A 15,621-nucleotide genomic window follows, 5' to 3' on the forward strand; every position below is an offset into this window, starting at 1 on the left:
GCTTTATGCCGCGCTTGTTAAATTTTTAAAACCCTGCGCGAGGTAAACTCCCGCCTACGGCAAAGGTTTAGGTTTTATGTTTGAGGTGTTAGGTTTCAGGTAGAGAAAAAACCAAGCTCGGTGTTTAGGTTAACCTAGGAGGCGCTTTATGCCGCGCTTGTTAAGCTTTTAAACCCCTGCGCGAGGTAAACTCACGTCTACGGCAAAAGTATCAGATTAAATCCGGTGTTTGCTTGGTTTTAACCTGATACCAGCTTTGCTTACGATTCAGTTACTGCGGCTCCCTCAGTGTCACTCAGTTCCACGGAAGACAAAGGGTCTAGGTGAATTAGAATATCAACTTCTGACTCAAATTCTTTAGTGATCATTGCCTCTACTTCATCGGCTACGTTGTGCGCGCGAATTAAGCTTAGGTGATCATCTAGCTCTAAATGTAATTGAATAAACTTAACTTTCCCACCTTGTCGGGTACGAACACCGTGTACACCGCGCACATCGATATGGCTTTTCGATACATCTAAAATACGTTGTTTTTCTTCGTCTGGCAGCTCTTTGTCCATTAAGTGATCTGCGCTATCTCGGGCTATATCCCAGCTGTTATAAAGTAGGTAACCGGCAACGCCAACTGCAAAAATAGGGTCCGCGTACAACACCCCATAATACGAGAGTAAAATAGCCAGTAGTACCGCAGCATTTAAAATCAAGTCACCTTTGTAATGAACTGAGTCGGCCTTTATTGCAATAGATTCGGTATGTTTAACTACTTTATTTTGTACAAATACAATCATTAACGTACAGGCAATGGCAAAAATACTTACCCATACACCTAACAATGAATGAGTGAGCTCTAAAGGATTAAACAAGCGCTCTATACTATGAAATGCTAACAAACAGCCTGAACCTGCAATAAATGCGGCCTGCCCTAGCCCAGCAAGCGCTTCGGCTTTACCGTGACCAAAACGGTGGTCATCATCGGCGGGGCGCAGCGCATAACCTAATACTAAAAAACTCATAGCTGTGGCGGTAATATCCATGAGTGAATCGGTTAATGAGCCCAGCATTGACGCTGAACCCGAGGCAAGCCATGCCCAGGTTTTAGCTGCAATCATTAAGCTCACCATGACCATAGTGACTAAACTAGAGGTTTTTACCCAAAATTCGTAACTGCGATTATGCACGTATTTATCCGTTAATAAGTGTATTGAATAAAGTGAGTATATCAGTTTTTTACACGCTTTCTGTGTATACTGCAAATCGTTAAATTACTGACTATTTTATAAGGCTCGTTATGCTGGATATTGTTTTATACCAACCTGAAATCCCACCGAATACGGGTAATATTATTCGCTTATGTGCAAATACGGGCTATTCGCTACATTTAATTGAGCCACTTGGCTTTGCATGGGATGACAAACGAATAAAACGTGCCGGCCTTGATTATCATGAATTTAGCCATGTACAGCGCCATGCTTCGTTTGAAGCTTACCTAGAAGCATGCAAGCCTAAAAAAATATACGCTTGCACCACTAAAGGCAGCCAATTTCATCATCAGGCACAATACGAGGCCGGCGACTGTTTAGTATTTGGCCCTGAAACACGCGGCCTTCCGGATGAGCTAATTCAATCGCTTCCAAATGAGCAACGGGTACGTATTCCAATGCAAGCCAATAGCCGCAGTATGAACTTATCTAACGCGGTTTCGGTATTTGTGTACGAATCGTGGCGCCAGCTTGGGTTTCCGGGCGCAAAGTAAGGAGCTTTAGGCGCAAGGTTTTAGGCCCTAGGCTTTAGGTAAGTAACAAACACAGCCAAGCGGCACTGCGTTAGTTAAGACTAACATTCAGCTTTAGAGCGCCTTAGCGTTTTCCTCTGTGAGTTCGGTGTTGAGTAAATCACTTATTGCACAAAGAGCAGTGAATGAGGGTAAATGAGAAGTAACTTAATAACATTTAAGTATTTATTACCTGTTACTTCTCTAGAGCGCAGCGTCTCTTAACCTCTTTGTGAATATGTATTTAATTTAACAAGCGCGGTATAAAACCGCACCTACAGAACAATTAAAACACAGTGGGTAATCGTAGGGGGGGAGCTTAATGTCGCGCAGGTTTAAAGATTAACCTGCGCGACATTAAGCCCGTCTGTGGTTTAACCCACACACCGAGCTTGGCTAATGTCTACCTAAAACCTGATACCTAAAACCTGACACCTAAAACCTAGTTTTATGAAAGCTGCCCTTTTATTCTGAGCGCTGCTCTCGGCCTAATAAAGCCATAGCCGCTTCTTTCATGTCTTTATTTTCGTACAGTACTTTATAGATTTGCTCGGTGATTGGCATTTCTACACCGCTGCGCTGCGCTAATAAATACACTTCTTTAGTGTTTCTAAAGCCTTCGACCACTTGGCCTATAGACTCTATTGCAGCCTCTACGCTTTCGCCTTTACCTAACGCCAAACCAAAACGACGATTACGCGATTGGTTATCTGTGCAGGTTAAAATTAAATCGCCAAGGCCTGCCATTCCCATAAAGGTTTCGGGTTTTGCGCCCAAAGCACAGCCTAAGCGTGTTAATTCAGCAAGGCCGCGAGTAATTAGTGCCGTGCGTGCATTAGCGCCAAAACCTACGCCGTCGGAAATGCCTGCACCAATAGCAATCACGTTTTTAACCGCACCACCTAGCTGTATGCCAATAAAATCATCATTGTTGTACACTCTAAATGAGCGACCGCAATGCAGTAAATCAGCTAACTGCTTGGCAAATTCTGTAGAGGTGGATGAAACCGAAATAGCAGTAGGCGATCCCATGGCCATTTCTTTAGCAAATGTTGGCCCCGAAAGCACCGCTAATGGAATTGCATCGCCAAGCTCTTGCACTGCAACTTCTTGTAATAAGCGCCCGGTATTTGGCTCTAGCCCTTTCGTTGCCCACGCAACTTTTGCGCCTTGCTGTAAAGCTGGTTTAATTTGCTTTAAAGTGTCGCCAAATGCATGGCTAGGCACAACCACTAACACTATTTCATTACTTGCAGCAGCACGTTGTAAGTCGGCTTCAAGAGATAAAGTGTCGGGAAAAGGAATATCAGGTAAGTAACGTTGATTTTTTCGCTCAGCTGCAAGCGTGGCAACGTCGTCGCTATTGCGTCCCCAAAGTGTCACTTGGTGACCATTTCGGGCTAAGCAAATAGCAAGGGCGGTGCCATAAGACCCCGCCCCTAATACAGTAACAGCTGAAGTTGCTGTACTCATAATTTAAGCGTCTACTGATGCCTGCTCAGCTTGCGCTGTGCGTTGTTGCATGTATTGTGCAAATAATGCGTCAAAGTTAACTGGCGCAAGGTTAAGCTGTGGAAAAGTACCACGGTTAACAAGGTTAGAAACTGCTTCACGCGCATATGGAAACAATACGTTAGGGCAAAATGCACCAAGCATATGAGCAAGTTGTGTTTCTTCAACGTCAGCAATAGTAAAAATACCTGCTTGTTGAATTTCACATAAAAAGGCCGTTTCTTCGCCAATAGATGCAGTCACTGTTAGTGCTAAAACCACTTCAAATACACCTTCGTCTAACTTATTAGAGCGAGTGTCTAGGTCTAACTTAACTTCTGGTGTCCATTCTTTTTGAAAAATAGCTGGAGAATTTGGCGTTTCAAACGACACGTCTTTTGTGTAAATACGTTGAATAGTAAATTGTGCGCCAGTTTCTTGTTGTGCTGCTGCGTTTTGCGTTTCTTCGTTCATTGTAATCCTTAACCTGTTCGTTATTATAATTAGTTAAATTTAAGCGTTTAGTGTGGCATTTAGCTTTTTATCAAGTTGACCTTGTGCTTCTATTGCCATCATGTCGTCGCAGCCACCTATATGCTCATCATTAATAAAGATTTGCGGTACCGTGCTTGCGCCGCCTGCTTTGGCGATCATTTCATCGCGCAGCTCAGGCTGTACACCAATATCAAAGTTTGTGTATTGCACACCTTTACTGTCTAAAAGTGCACGAGCACGTTGACAAAAAGGGCAATACGCTTTGGTGTATAAAACAACATTACTCATAATATATCCTCTATCGGACTGCTAATATTTATTAGCGACCGGTTGTAGTTGGTAAGCTCGCAGATTGCCACGCGCCCATACCACCAGATAACACACTTACCTGCTCAAAACCCGCTTTATGCATAGCGGTTGCAGTTCCTGAAGCGGTCATGCCTGTAGTACATACCAATATAATGGGTTTACTCTTATACTTTTCAAGGTTTGAAAAGTCAGATTTTTTCGCATTTTCAGGGCTTAAATGCTGAGCACCGGCAATATGCCCGGTGTTAAACTCTTTTTGCGCACGCATATCAATAACTTGACCGTCTTCACGGTTGATAAGCAGCGTTAACTGCTGAGGGTTTATTTGGCGCACTGCTGAGAGTTTACTTTTGATCCAACCACTAACAATAAGAAACACAATACCCACCCAAGCTGCACTTAAAATTGGGTGATTGGTGATAAATTCAATATATTGATCCATTCGACATCCACTATAAAATTACATCCTAAAACGTGATGTTTTAGCTATTTTTTTCGTTCAATACCAATTGCATTAACTCTATAAGCAAGTATAACAAGAGGTAAGCTACCCACAAACAACATAAAATTTAAACAGGAGTACTCACTTCTGTAAAAATTTTAAACACAATATATACCTAATTTACCTTACTCGCATACACAGCGCTTTAATAAAGTTGGTATTATACCAATTGCATTAAATTAATGGGCTATTGTAGCGTCAATGAAATGGGTCAATAACAAGTAAAAAATGATGATATATAGTTGTTCTATATAAATTATTTTTAACGCAGTTAATGAGCTATTTAACCAGCTAGAATGTGCATGTTTTTAATAAAATTGGTATTAGCTGCGCAAGTATACCCAAATCAGCTAAAAATGCGAGTTAAGGCAAAGCATAATACGCTTTTACGAGGTGTTTTTAGTAAGAACAAAGTAACAGCTTGTTGTTAATTTTTAGCCAGATATTAAAAAGTTTTAATATCTTATTTTGATTGCTGATCCTAGCTATAAAACACGGTATGCTTAGCATCAGCATGTTAGCGGTAATGTTAGCGTGTTTTATCGCAACGTTAACCTTGAGGAGTGACTATGTCAGAGCATAAAAAACCACTGGTATTAATGATTTTAGATGGCTGGGGATACCGCGAAGATGAGCAAAGTAATGCGATTCTGGCTGCAAACACCCCTGTATTAGATGAATTATGGGCCACCCGCCCGCGCACATTAATTTCAGCTTCGGGTTTTGATGTAGGCCTTCCTGATGGTCAAATGGGCAACTCTGAAGTTGGCCACGTTAATTTAGGCGCAGGACGCGTTGTTTATCAAGACTTTACCCGTATAACAAAAGCGATAAACGATGGCGAGTTTGACTCTACCCCTGCACTAGTCGATAACATAGATAAAGCCGTAAGTGCCGATAAAGCCGTGCACATTATGGGGCTATTAAGCCCAGGCGGCGTACACAGCCACGAAGATCATATTGTGGCAAGTATTGAACTTGCTGCAAAACGCGGCGCAAAAGAGGTGTACTTTCATGGCTTTTTAGATGGCCGCGACACGCCTCCACGCAGTGCTAAAGCTTCTATTGAACGCATTGAAGCAGTATTTGCAAAGCTACAATGTGGCCGCTTAGCATCGCTAATTGGCCGTTATTACGCAATGGACAGAGACAACCGCTGGAACCGCGTAGAAAAAGCCTATAACTTACTTACGTTAGCACAAGGCGATTTTAGCTACCCGACTGGCGTAAGCGCACTTGAAGCTGCTTATGAGCGCGACGAAAACGATGAGTTTGTAGCCGCAAGCACCATTACTCCTGCAGGCGCAGAGCCTGTACAAATTAACGATGGCGACACGGTTATATTTGCTAACTTTAGAGCCGATCGCGCCCGTGAAATTACACGTGCATTTGTTGAGCCTAACTTTAACGGTTTTGCCAAACAAAAGTCACCCGCTCTTAGCGCATTTGTAATGATGACCGAATACGCTGCAGATATAGACGCCCCGGTTGCATTTGGCCCCACGCCACTGGTAAACGTACTTGGCGAATGGTTTGAAAAACACGGTAAAACTCAACTACGTATTTCAGAAACCGAAAAATATGCTCACGTAACGTTTTTCTTTAGTGGTGGCCGCGAAGACGAATTTAACGGTGAAACCCGCGAGCTTATCCCTTCACCACAAGTTGCAACCTACGATTTGCAGCCCGAAATGAACTCAGAAATGCTTACCGACAAACTCGTTGCGGCAATTAAAAGCGGCAAATACGACGCTATTATTTGTAACTACCCTAACGGCGATATGGTGGGTCACTCTGGTGTATTTGCAGCGGCAGTTAAAGCCTGCGAAGCAGTTGATCACTGTATTGGCCGCGTAGTAGCAGCACTTAACGAATATGGCGGTGAAGCGCTTATTACTGCCGACCATGGTAATGCTGAGCAAATGGCCAACCTTAAAACAGGCCAAGCCCATACTGCACATACTAGCGAGCCGGTGCCATTTATTTATGTGGGCCGCGACGCAACACCATCTGAGGGTAAGGCGCTTAGTGATGTAGCACCTACTATGCTGCACTTAATGGGCATGGAGCAGCCAACTGAAATGACAGGCAAACCTATCATGACGTTGAAATAATCTATGCAAAAATGTATTAATAGCGTTACTCAGCTAATTTTAATACTGACTTTTTTAGCGACTGCAACTGCAGTCGCTAATGAAGATCGTACCAAAAAAGATCTCAGCGAAGTACAAACGGCACTTAAGCAAAGCCAATCTGAATACAACGCGCAACGCAAAAAAGTTGCCACGCTACAAAAAAACCTACAACAGCACGAACTCGAAATAGCTAAAAACGCCAAAGCCCTAAATATGGCTGAGCAGTCGGTTAAAAAAACCGAACAACAGCAACAGCTGCAACAGCAAAAAGCCGATCAACTCGAACAACAACATGCACAGTTTCAACACGCATTAGCTGCGCAACTTAAAAGTGCTTATATGGCCGGTGGCGACGATGACTATGCAAAAATGCTGCTCAATCAAGAAGACACAGCTAAGTTTGAGCGCACTCTAAGCTATTATAATTATTTAAATAAAGCCCGTATTGAACAACTCGAAGAGCTAAAAGCGCTGCAGTTACAAATAGCGCAAAACCAGGCTGAACTGGCTAAAACAAAGCAAAAACTAGTAAACCTGCATGATGAACAAAAAAGACGCCAAACTGCATTAGTTAACGCCCAAAGTGAACGCCAAGCCAATTTAAAAAATTTACAGGCACAGCTAAATAACACTAAAAGCTCAATTAACTATTTAAAAGAAAACCAACAAACGCTGATCACAACTATTGAAGAGTTAGAGAAAGAAAAAAATAAAAAAGTTGAATTACTCGGCCTCAATAATAGCAAAGGCAAACTTAACTGGCCAAGCCGAGGTAAGTTAGAGCACACTTTTGGACAACGAAAACACGGTGGTATTGACTGGAAAGGCGTATTAATTGGCGCAAAAGAAGGCAGCAATATTAACAGTGTTCATAACGGCCAAGTGGTATTTTCCGATTGGTTAAAGGGCTACGGCTGGGTAATTGTAGTTGACCATGGTGAGGGCTTTATGAGCCTTTACGGCCATGCACAAACCTTATTAAAAGATGTTGGCGACATGGTAAGAGAGGGCGAAACGGTAGCGCTAGTTGGCCAAAGCGGCGGGCAAGCAAGTTCTGGTCTATACTTTGAAATGCGCCATAAAGGGCGTGCAGTAAATCCTGAAAAATGGTGCAAACGCATTTAGCAAATACCAATCTTATGTAAAACATAGTATTGGTATAAATTAACCGCTGCGCCGTATTGGAGCAGCCGATGGACAAAAAAAGCACCCTAGCAAAATGGTTTAAAAATACAGGCTTTACGCTTGGCTTGAGCCTGTATTTACTTGCCCTATTTATTTTTATTAGCTTTTCAGCAAATGTGTTTTCTAGTTCGATTAAAGAATTAAAAAACCAACAAATAACAGAAATCCTATTTAACATTCATACCTACTACGTTGAAGATCTTACCCTACTAAACACCACTCATACTAGCTATAACAACCAGCAATTTGCGCATTTCTATGCCCAGCTTGATCCCCATTCTAAATACCTTGATGAACACGAATTAAATGCTTTATTTGATAACACTAATGGCCGCTATACCGGTTTAGGTATTGAGGTTAAAAAAATAAATAATAACGTGACCATTGTAAATGTAGTGAATAACTCACCTGCTAAAAGTGCTGGGATTATGGCCGGTGACATTATTATTAACGTTAATAATCAAACAACACAACACAGCTCCGTAGAGCATGTTGCTCAGCTAATAACAGCCAGCAAACTTAGTAATATTAGCTTAACCATTAAACGTGACAACCAACCGCAACCACTTAATTTTAATATGAGCCGCCGTGAAATAAAGCTCGAAAGCGTTACTAGCCAAGGTTTAGATTTTGGCCGCGGTTATTTAGCTATCAATAGTTTTTCTAACCACACTTTACATGAAGTTGCTTTGCAAATAGCGGCCATGCAAAATCACTTTGGGCACCCACTTAAAGGCCTAGTTATTGATTTACGTGACAACCCCGGCGGTACACTTAGAAGCGCTGTTGCGGTATCGGATCTGTTTTTACAAAACGGTACTATTGTTACAACCAAAGGGCGCTATAACGAGGCAAATAAAGCTTTTTATGCCAAACACGGAGACATTTTAAAAGGCGCCCCTATTGTCGTGCTAATTAACAAAAACTCGGCATCAGCAGCCGAAATTTTAGCTGCCGCATTAAAAGATAATAACCGCGCCAAGGTTGTTGGCAGCCAATCTTTTGGTAAAGGCTCAGTGCAATCGCTTATTCCACTTGGTGATGGCAGCACTGCATTAAAGCTCACTACAGCTAAGTACTTCACTCCTTTGGGGAAATCAATCGAGGGTGTTGGTATTACGCCCGACGTGGCGATTAATCAAACAACCCTTTCACAAAGTGATAAAGCCGTTATAATCAAAAACCAGCAAGCTAAAAGCAAACAAACACAACTAGCCAGCAAGGTAACTGATTTACAATTAGCTAAAGCTAAACAATTACTTAACCTGCAATAATTTTAGCCTTACTGATGTTGAATTAATAAGCTCTAAAAATAATAAAAACTATAAATTTAAAAAGCGATAAAGATGAAAGTAATTATAGGGCTGATATTGATGCTTGGTTTTGCGTCACTCAATGCTAAAGCCAAGCAAATAGCGATAGTAATAGACGACATAGGCTATCACCAGAGAGATTTAGAACTGTTAACTTTGCCTGGCCAAGTGTCGTATTCAATTTTGCCTCACACGCCTTATGCACAAGCTTTTGCCACTTTAGCCAGTAAAACAAATAAAGAGTTATTACTGCATATTCCCATGCAAGCACTTAACGGCAAGGAGCTTGGCCCTGGCGCACTTACGTTAAATATGAATAAAGAGCAGATACAGCAAATACTTGGCACTGCTTTGGCCAGTTTACCGCAAGTTAAAGGGGTTAATAATCACATGGGATCGGCGCTCACCCAGCAAGGTCAAGCTATGAGGTGGATAATGGAAGTGCTTAAAAAGCGACATTTATACTTTTTAGATAGCCGCACCACTGAATTAAGCCAGGCACAAAATGCCGCTAACTTTTTAGGCGTTGAAAATATTGGCCGTCATATTTTTTTAGATAACATAACCACACCAGAACAGTTACAACTGCGCCTAGATGAGCTAAAACAACACGCTACTGAGCATAAGTTTGCCATTGCAATTGCCCACCCCTACCCTGAAACAATCGCATTTTTACGCCACGTTTTACCACAGCTCAGCAAACAAGGTTTTGAATTAGTACCCGTATCTAAGCTGGTAAAGCGTAAATATATACAACTGGCAGAGAAGTACTAAAGAGTAAATTGCAGCGGTTAGTAAAAGCCAGCTCTTTAATAAGCGCGGCATAAAGCCCTGCCTACGCACAACTTAAACACTGACCGTGGCTAATTTCGACCTAGTACCTAATGTAGCTAATCCCTGGATATACCCACGTTATGTCGCAGTATGATTTCAGCGACAAAAAGTAGAAATTTGATAATGCATTAGAATAATATTTATTTATTCATCGCAGCTTTTACATATACGTCGAAGCGGTTTTTTTTCGTTTTAATTTGCATGCTAGGAGTTTTATCGTTTAAAAACGGGGCATAGTCGGGGCGCTTTACTACCACGCGCTTACTGGCAAGTGGGTAGGCAAATTCGAGTAAATCGTCGGCGTCGGTGTCGGCGCCTACTAAGTCTTGAAATACGCGCATTTCTTTTTTAACTAAGGCTGATTTTTCGCGATGCGGAAACATAGGATCTAAGTAAACTACATCTGGCATGCTTTCGCATTGAGCAAGTAAGGTATGGCTTGAGCCAAATATGAGGCTCATGTTTTGCTGCATCCACGGACCAATTTCAATGTCGTTGTATGCGCGCTGCAGACCATCGTATAAAAGTGCTGCAACTACGGGGTGGCGTTCGTGCAATATAACTTTACAACCAAGCGACGCTAATACAAAACCATCACGTCCTAGCCCTGCTGTAGCGTCGAGAACTACCGGAGTAGCCCCTTTATTTAAGCCTACTGCTTTGGCAATTGCTTGGCCTTTACCGCCGCCAAACTTTCGTCTGTGCGCTGCAGCGCCCGTAACAAAGTCAACGCTTATTGCGCCTAGTTTAGGCTCATCGGTTTTATATAAGCTCAGGCCTGTATCATCGTAATGCAGGCTAAAGCCACTGCTTTGATCTGCCCAATGGGCTAAGCCAAAACGTGTTTCTAACTCATTTAAATAAGGACGGCATTCTTTAAAGGCACACTTAATAACCACTCTACACTCCGACGATAAAATACTTTTTCAGTATATCAAGCGCCTTAGTTTAAAGCATTAAATTAGCAATGAAAGGAAAACAATAGTCTTGAATTTGAGAGTAATTAAAGTTCAAATGCTGTAAAAAAGCGCTCAGTTTTGCAATGAAAACTGAGCGCCATGTGCTTGTGTGTAGCTCAAAGTATATAGAGTTAACTTTATACTTTAGGCAGCAATACCGCTGTGGCGAAGAAGTGCGTCAACATTTGGCTCGCGGCCACGGAAGTTTTTAAATAATTCCATTGGCTCTTCGCTGCCGCCTTTTTCTAGGATGTGCTGCATAAATGCTCGCCCTGTTTCTGGGTTAAAAATGCCCTCTTCTTCAAATTTAGAATAAGCATCGGCAGAGAGTACTTCTGCCCATTTATACGAGTAATAACCTGCGCTATAACCACCGGCAAAAATATGGCTAAAGCCATGCTGAAAGCGGTTAAATTCTGGCGCTTTAATCACCGAGGTACGGCTACGAACCTCGTTAAGCACAGCTTGAATATTACATGGCTCACCGGCTACGTAGTCGTTATGTATTTTAAAGTCGAATAACGAAAATTCTAACTGACGCAGCATTTGCATGCCCGAGTTATAGTTTTTAGCCGCTAGTAACTTATCTAGTAGCTCTTTTGGTAGTGGCTCGCCGGTTTCGTAATGCCCTGAAATAAAGCTAAGTGCTTGCTCTTCGTAGCACCAGTTTTCTAAAAACTGACTTGGTAGCTCTACCGCATCCCATGCAACGCCGTTAATGCCTGCAACAGGCGCTGCATCTACCTGAGTTAGCATATGATGAATACCATGGCCAAACTCATGGAATAATGTAGTTACTTCGTTATGAGTAAACAAGGCCGGTTTATCGCCTATTGCCTTGTTAAAGTTACAAACTAAATACGCCACTGGTGTTTGCAATTCGCCGCTAGCGCGTACTTTACGCCCCATACAGTCGTCCATCCATGCGCCACCACGTTTATGATCGCGAGCATATAAGTCGAGATAAAAACGGCCACGTAGCGTATTACTGCTGTCGTATATTTCAAAAAAGCGTACATCTTTGTGGTAGCTGTCAAAATCACTGACTTCTTTTACACTAATGCCAAATAAACGGTTAACTGTTTCAAACAAACCACTTAATACTTTATTAGCTGGAAAATACGGGCGGAGTACTTCGTCTGAAATGGCGTATTTGTCTTGCTTAAGCTTTTCGCCGTAATAACCAAAATCCCACGCTGCTAGTTCGGTAATACCGTGTTTTTGCTCTGCGTAGGCTTGTAGCTCTGCAAGTTCTTGCTCTGCTTGTGGTTTTGATTTAGCCGCTAGGTCTTCTAAAAATGAGAATACTTGTGCAGGCGTCTCAGCCATTTTAGTGGCAAGTGACTTTTCAGCGTAGCTATTAAAGCCAAGCAACTGTGCTAGTTCATGACGTAGCGCTAGCTCTTCGCTCATAATTGCTGAGTTATCAAATTCACCCGCATTAGGGCCTTGATCAGACGCACGTGTAGAAAACGCTGTGTATGTTTCTTCGCGTAATTCGCGATTATCGGCGTAGGTCATAATAGGTAAGTACGATGGAAAATCGAGCGTAAATACCCAGCCGTCTAATTCTTTACTTTTTGCGGTATCGGCAGCTAAAGCCAACGCCGACTCTGGTAAACCAGCCAGTTCACTTTCATCGGTAATGTGTTTATGCCAAGCCAATGTGGCATCCATAACATTGTTGCCAAATTTAGAGGCCAGCTCTGATAAACGCGCGCTAATTTCGCCATAACGTTTTTGCTGCGCGGGCTCTAGTGCAATACCCGATAATTTAAAATCGCGTAATGCATTAGTAATCGACTTTTGCTGAGCGGTAGTGAGGGTTTTAAATTCATCACTGTTATATAACGCGTTGTAAGCTGCAAACAAACCTTGATGCTGCCCTACAAAAGTTGAGTACTCAGAAATAAGTGGTAAACATTGCTCGTATTGCTCACGTAGTTCGTCGTTATTCATTACCGAATTTAAATGCGATACCGGCGAAAACATCCGTGATAATTTATCATCGGCTTCTTCTAGTGGCAGTACTAAATCGTTCCAAGTGTATGATTTTTTAGCAAGCACATCTTCAATGGCTTGGCGGCACTGCTCAATCCCGTGCTTTAGTGCTGGCACTACGTGCTCTGGCTTTATTTTTGAAAATGGCGGTAAGCCTTCAAGCCCAATTAATGGGTTAGTGTTTGCATTGGTCATATTTATCTCAAATTTGTGCATTATAAGCATTAAAGTTGGGGCAAAGTGACTAAATACAAGAGCATTTAAGCTTATGATGATCGCAATAAGATCTTTTTCGTTTATACAGGGTGTATGGTAATTTTACCTATGCTGATTAAGTAATTTGCCTTGAGCATATGCTATCATCGGCACAATACAGTTAAATAAACTTTGAGGATTAAACATGGCTCAGCATTTTGATTATATTGCAATTGGCGGTGGTAGCGGCGGTATTGCGTCGGCAAACCGTGCGGCAATGCGTGGCGCTAAAGTAGCACTTATTGAAGCAAAGCATATGGGTGGCACATGTGTAAACGTAGGATGTGTACCTAAAAAAGTAATGTGGCATGGTGCTCAAGTTGCTGAAGCAATTAATTTATATGCGCCTGATTACGGATTTAATGTTGAAGTAAAAGGTTTTGATTGGGGCAAATTAGTAGAAAGCCGCGAAGCCTACATTGGCCGAATCCATAAAGGTTACGATAATGGCCTTGCAAACAACGGCGTTACCGTAATTAAAGGTTTTGCTAAATTTGTAGATAATAAAACAGTTGAAGTCGATGGTGAGCATTATACTGCTGATCATATTTTAATTGCTGTTGGCGGTCGTCCAAGCATTCCAAACATTGAAGGTGCTGAGCACGGCATTGACTCTAATGGCTTTTTTGAGCTTAAAGAGCAACCTAAACGCGTTGCTGTTATTGGCGCAGGTTACATTGCTGTAGAGCTTGCAGGCGTACTACATAGCTTGGGCACTGACACGCATTTATTTGTGCGTAAACACGCACCACTGCGTAACTTTGACCCATATATAATCGATACGCTAGTTGAAGTAATGGCAAAAGAAGGCCCTACGCTGCATACCGAATCTGTACCACATAAGTTGGTTAAAGAAGACGACGGCTCAGTAACCTTGCATTTAGATAATGGTAAAAGCCATAACGTAGACCAAGTAATTTGGGCTATTGGCCGCGAGCCAACCACAAATGCAATTAATATTGCTGCAGCAGGCGTAGAAGTTAACAGCAAAGGTTTTGTTAAAGTAGACGAGTACCAAAATACCACAGCTAAAAACGTATACGCTGTGGGCGACATTATCGAAAACGGCATTGAGCTTACCCCAGTAGCAGTTAAAGCTGGGCGTACTTTATCTGAGCGCTTATTTAATAAAGAACTGCCAGATGATTTAAAAATGGATTACAGCTTAGTTCCTACAGTAGTATTTAGTCACCCACCCATTGGTACTATTGGCTTAACAGAGCAAGAAGCTATATCGCAATACGGTGCAGAAAACGTAAAAGTATACCAATCAGCTTTTGCCGCTATGTATACCGCGGTTACGCAACATCGCCAGCCTTGTAAAATGAAGCTAGTGTGCGCAGGTCCAGATGAAAAAGTGGTCGGCTTGCATGGTATAGGTTTTGCTGTAGACGAAATGATTCAAGGTTTTGCTGTCGCCATGAAAATGGGCGCAACTAAAGCTGACTTTGATGCTGTGGTTGCTATACACCCGACTGGCTCAGAAGAGTTTGTAACGATGCGCTAAGTATCGACTTTAAACTGCAAAAGGCCTTTACTATTTATTTAGTAAGGGCTTTTTTTATGCTCAATATATTTACACTTGCAACACACAACAAACCAACCAAACCATTACAAGAAAAACATCAAGAACAGGGCTAGTTATTCCGATTCATCCCACCGACGCCGCTTCGCGTCGATCAATGGGTTTTCTCGGAAGGATTCGATAAAAAGTTTCCATAATATTTTGGCTTTCTGTCCTTTTTGTAATTAAAATCTCGCGCATGGTCTCCTATGTGGATTTTTTCATGTTTTTACTACGATCTTTTATTTACTTATTATGCTTAGCTGGTGTTGCCTCATTAATTCAGCTTGAAGGCTTTGAATTACAGCAAAATGCACTTTATAGTGAAGAAACACTCACTGAGCACATGCAAGATATTTTAACTTTTTTAAGTGCTATTTTGTTTTTTTATGCCTCGCGTATTAGCTCGAAACTTAAGGTAGCTTCGGTATTACTTGCAGCTCTAACAGCAATGATGTTTGTAAGAGAATTTGATACATACCTTGATATGTATGTTTTTGATGGCGCCTGGCAAACTATCGTTTATTCAATACTTGCTTGTATATTTGTTTACCTAATAAGAAAAAGAGGGACTATTTTTAGCTCCATCCAAGCCTATACTCAAACACCAAGTTATGGCATTTGCTTATCTGGCTTGGTTACGTTGTTAGCTTTTTCTCGCATTATGGGCAGAGGTGAATTTTGGCACTCTATAATGGGTGAGAGCTACGTGCGTATAGTTAAAAACATTATGAACAACTCCCACTAAACGCTGCGCGTTTTGAAGGAGTTTCAAAAAGAAAGCCTAAGCTACCTTTTTAGGCTGGT

The 15,621-nt window shown here is 41.9% G+C and carries 14 protein-coding genes; 7 read left to right on the plus strand and 7 right to left on the minus strand.

The genetic code is table 11. The features are described 5' to 3' along the window. Positions 1–260: 260 nt before the first annotated feature. On the minus strand, positions 261–1,178 hold the full coding sequence (locus AAEY55_RS17205) for a cation diffusion facilitator family transporter (RefSeq protein WP_350552416.1): 918 nt from the start codon (positions 1,176–1,178) through the stop codon (positions 261–263). Between the two features lie 110 nt (positions 1,179–1,288). On the opposite strand from AAEY55_RS17205, the gene trmL reads away from it, so the two are divergent. Next, complete coding sequence (gene trmL, locus AAEY55_RS17210; protein WP_011327082.1) at positions 1,289–1,753, plus strand: tRNA (uridine(34)/cytosine(34)/5-carboxymethylaminomethyluridine(34)-2'-O)-methyltransferase TrmL; 465 nt, start codon at positions 1,289–1,291, stop codon at positions 1,751–1,753. A 483-nt stretch (positions 1,754–2,236) separates the two neighbouring features. On the opposite strand, the gene gpsA is transcribed toward trmL, so the two are convergent. The 4 genes from gpsA to AAEY55_RS17230 are packed head-to-tail and all read right to left on the minus strand — an operon-like array spanning position 2,237 to position 4,508. Then, positions 2,237–3,244, minus strand: a complete 1,008-nt coding sequence (gpsA, locus tag AAEY55_RS17215; RefSeq protein WP_350546176.1) for an NAD(P)H-dependent glycerol-3-phosphate dehydrogenase — start codon at positions 3,242–3,244, stop codon at positions 2,237–2,239. Between the two features lie 3 nt (positions 3,245–3,247). Then, entirely contained in the window at positions 3,248–3,736 is a 489-nt protein-coding gene (secB, locus tag AAEY55_RS17220) for a protein-export chaperone SecB (RefSeq protein ID WP_011327080.1), read from the minus strand. A 39-nt stretch (positions 3,737–3,775) separates the two neighbouring features. Beyond that, the gene (gene grxC / locus AAEY55_RS17225; protein WP_011327079.1) at positions 3,776–4,045 is read right to left on the minus strand and encodes a glutaredoxin 3; all 270 of its coding nucleotides are present in this window, start codon (positions 4,043–4,045) and stop codon (positions 3,776–3,778) included. Between the two features lie 31 nt (positions 4,046–4,076). Beyond that, positions 4,077–4,508 carry a rhodanese-like domain-containing protein gene (locus AAEY55_RS17230; protein ID WP_011327078.1) on the minus strand — a complete coding sequence of 144 codons (432 nt, stop codon included), beginning with the start codon at positions 4,506–4,508 and terminating at the stop codon, positions 4,077–4,079. Positions 4,509–5,137: 629 nt separating this feature from the next. On the opposite strand from AAEY55_RS17230, the gene gpmM reads away from it, so the two are divergent. From gpmM to AAEY55_RS17250, 4 genes are all read left to right on the plus strand, one after another. Continuing rightward, on the plus strand, positions 5,138–6,682 hold the full coding sequence (gene gpmM, locus AAEY55_RS17235; protein ID WP_350552419.1) for a 2,3-bisphosphoglycerate-independent phosphoglycerate mutase: 1,545 nt from the start codon (positions 5,138–5,140) through the stop codon (positions 6,680–6,682). A 3-nt stretch (positions 6,683–6,685) separates the two neighbouring features. Further along, a complete protein-coding gene (locus AAEY55_RS17240; protein ID WP_350552422.1) occupies positions 6,686–7,828 on the plus strand; it encodes a peptidoglycan DD-metalloendopeptidase family protein in 1,143 nt (380 codons plus the stop codon). Positions 7,829–7,896: 68 nt separating this feature from the next. Beyond that, positions 7,897–9,162 carry a S41 family peptidase gene (locus AAEY55_RS17245; RefSeq protein ID WP_350552425.1) on the plus strand — a complete coding sequence of 422 codons (1,266 nt, stop codon included), beginning with the start codon at positions 7,897–7,899 and terminating at the stop codon, positions 9,160–9,162. A gap of 72 nt (positions 9,163–9,234) precedes the next feature. Continuing rightward, on the plus strand, positions 9,235–9,975 hold the full coding sequence (locus AAEY55_RS17250) for a divergent polysaccharide deacetylase family protein (RefSeq protein ID WP_193039025.1): 741 nt from the start codon (positions 9,235–9,237) through the stop codon (positions 9,973–9,975). A 200-nt stretch (positions 9,976–10,175) separates the two neighbouring features. Here AAEY55_RS17250 and AAEY55_RS17255 read toward each other — a convergent pair whose 3' ends face one another. After that, positions 10,176–10,934, minus strand: a complete 759-nt coding sequence (locus tag AAEY55_RS17255) for a class I SAM-dependent methyltransferase (protein WP_089367660.1) — start codon at positions 10,932–10,934, stop codon at positions 10,176–10,178. 204 nt (positions 10,935–11,138) lie between these two features. After that, the gene (gene prlC, locus AAEY55_RS17260; protein ID WP_193039026.1) at positions 11,139–13,190 is read right to left on the minus strand and encodes an oligopeptidase A; all 2,052 of its coding nucleotides are present in this window, start codon (positions 13,188–13,190) and stop codon (positions 11,139–11,141) included. Positions 13,191–13,395: 205 nt separating this feature from the next. On the opposite strand from prlC, the gene gorA reads away from it, so the two are divergent. After that, on the plus strand, positions 13,396–14,757 hold the full coding sequence (gorA, locus tag AAEY55_RS17265) for a glutathione-disulfide reductase (protein ID WP_011327071.1): 1,362 nt from the start codon (positions 13,396–13,398) through the stop codon (positions 14,755–14,757). 280 nt (positions 14,758–15,037) lie between these two features. Then, positions 15,038–15,562 (plus strand): hypothetical protein, encoded by a 525-nt coding sequence (locus AAEY55_RS17270; RefSeq protein ID WP_225741007.1) that lies wholly within the window; start codon positions 15,038–15,040, stop codon positions 15,560–15,562. Positions 15,563–15,621: the final 59 nt, after the last annotated feature.

Source organism: Pseudoalteromonas sp. 120-MNA-CIBAN-0494 (assembly GCF_040308885.1).
In the GTDB taxonomy this organism is placed as follows: domain Bacteria; phylum Pseudomonadota; class Gammaproteobacteria; order Enterobacterales; family Alteromonadaceae; genus Pseudoalteromonas; species Pseudoalteromonas nigrifaciens.

Excerpts from the sequence above, each read along its gene's own strand:
- secB (WP_011327080.1), bottom strand. The coding sequence starts at position 3,736 with ATGAACGAAGAAACGCAAAACGCAGCAGCACAACAAGAAACTGGCGCA.
- trmL (WP_011327082.1), top strand. The coding sequence starts at position 1,289 with ATGCTGGATATTGTTTTATACCAACCTGAAATCCCACCGAATACGGGT.
- AAEY55_RS17270 (WP_225741007.1), top strand. The coding sequence starts at position 15,038 with ATGTTTTTACTACGATCTTTTATTTACTTATTATGCTTAGCTGGTGTT.
- gorA (WP_011327071.1), top strand. The coding sequence starts at position 13,396 with ATGGCTCAGCATTTTGATTATATTGCAATTGGCGGTGGTAGCGGCGGT.
- AAEY55_RS17240 (WP_350552422.1), top strand. The coding sequence starts at position 6,686 with ATGCAAAAATGTATTAATAGCGTTACTCAGCTAATTTTAATACTGACT.
- AAEY55_RS17250 (WP_193039025.1), top strand. The coding sequence starts at position 9,235 with ATGAAAGTAATTATAGGGCTGATATTGATGCTTGGTTTTGCGTCACTC.
- gpsA (WP_350546176.1), bottom strand. The coding sequence starts at position 3,244 with ATGAGTACAGCAACTTCAGCTGTTACTGTATTAGGGGCGGGGTCTTAT.
- AAEY55_RS17245 (WP_350552425.1), top strand. The coding sequence starts at position 7,897 with ATGGACAAAAAAAGCACCCTAGCAAAATGGTTTAAAAATACAGGCTTT.
- gpmM (WP_350552419.1), top strand. The coding sequence starts at position 5,138 with ATGTCAGAGCATAAAAAACCACTGGTATTAATGATTTTAGATGGCTGG.
- grxC (WP_011327079.1), bottom strand. The coding sequence starts at position 4,045 with ATGAGTAATGTTGTTTTATACACCAAAGCGTATTGCCCTTTTTGTCAA.
- AAEY55_RS17230 (WP_011327078.1), bottom strand. The coding sequence starts at position 4,508 with ATGGATCAATATATTGAATTTATCACCAATCACCCAATTTTAAGTGCA.
- prlC (WP_193039026.1), bottom strand. The coding sequence starts at position 13,190 with ATGACCAATGCAAACACTAACCCATTAATTGGGCTTGAAGGCTTACCG.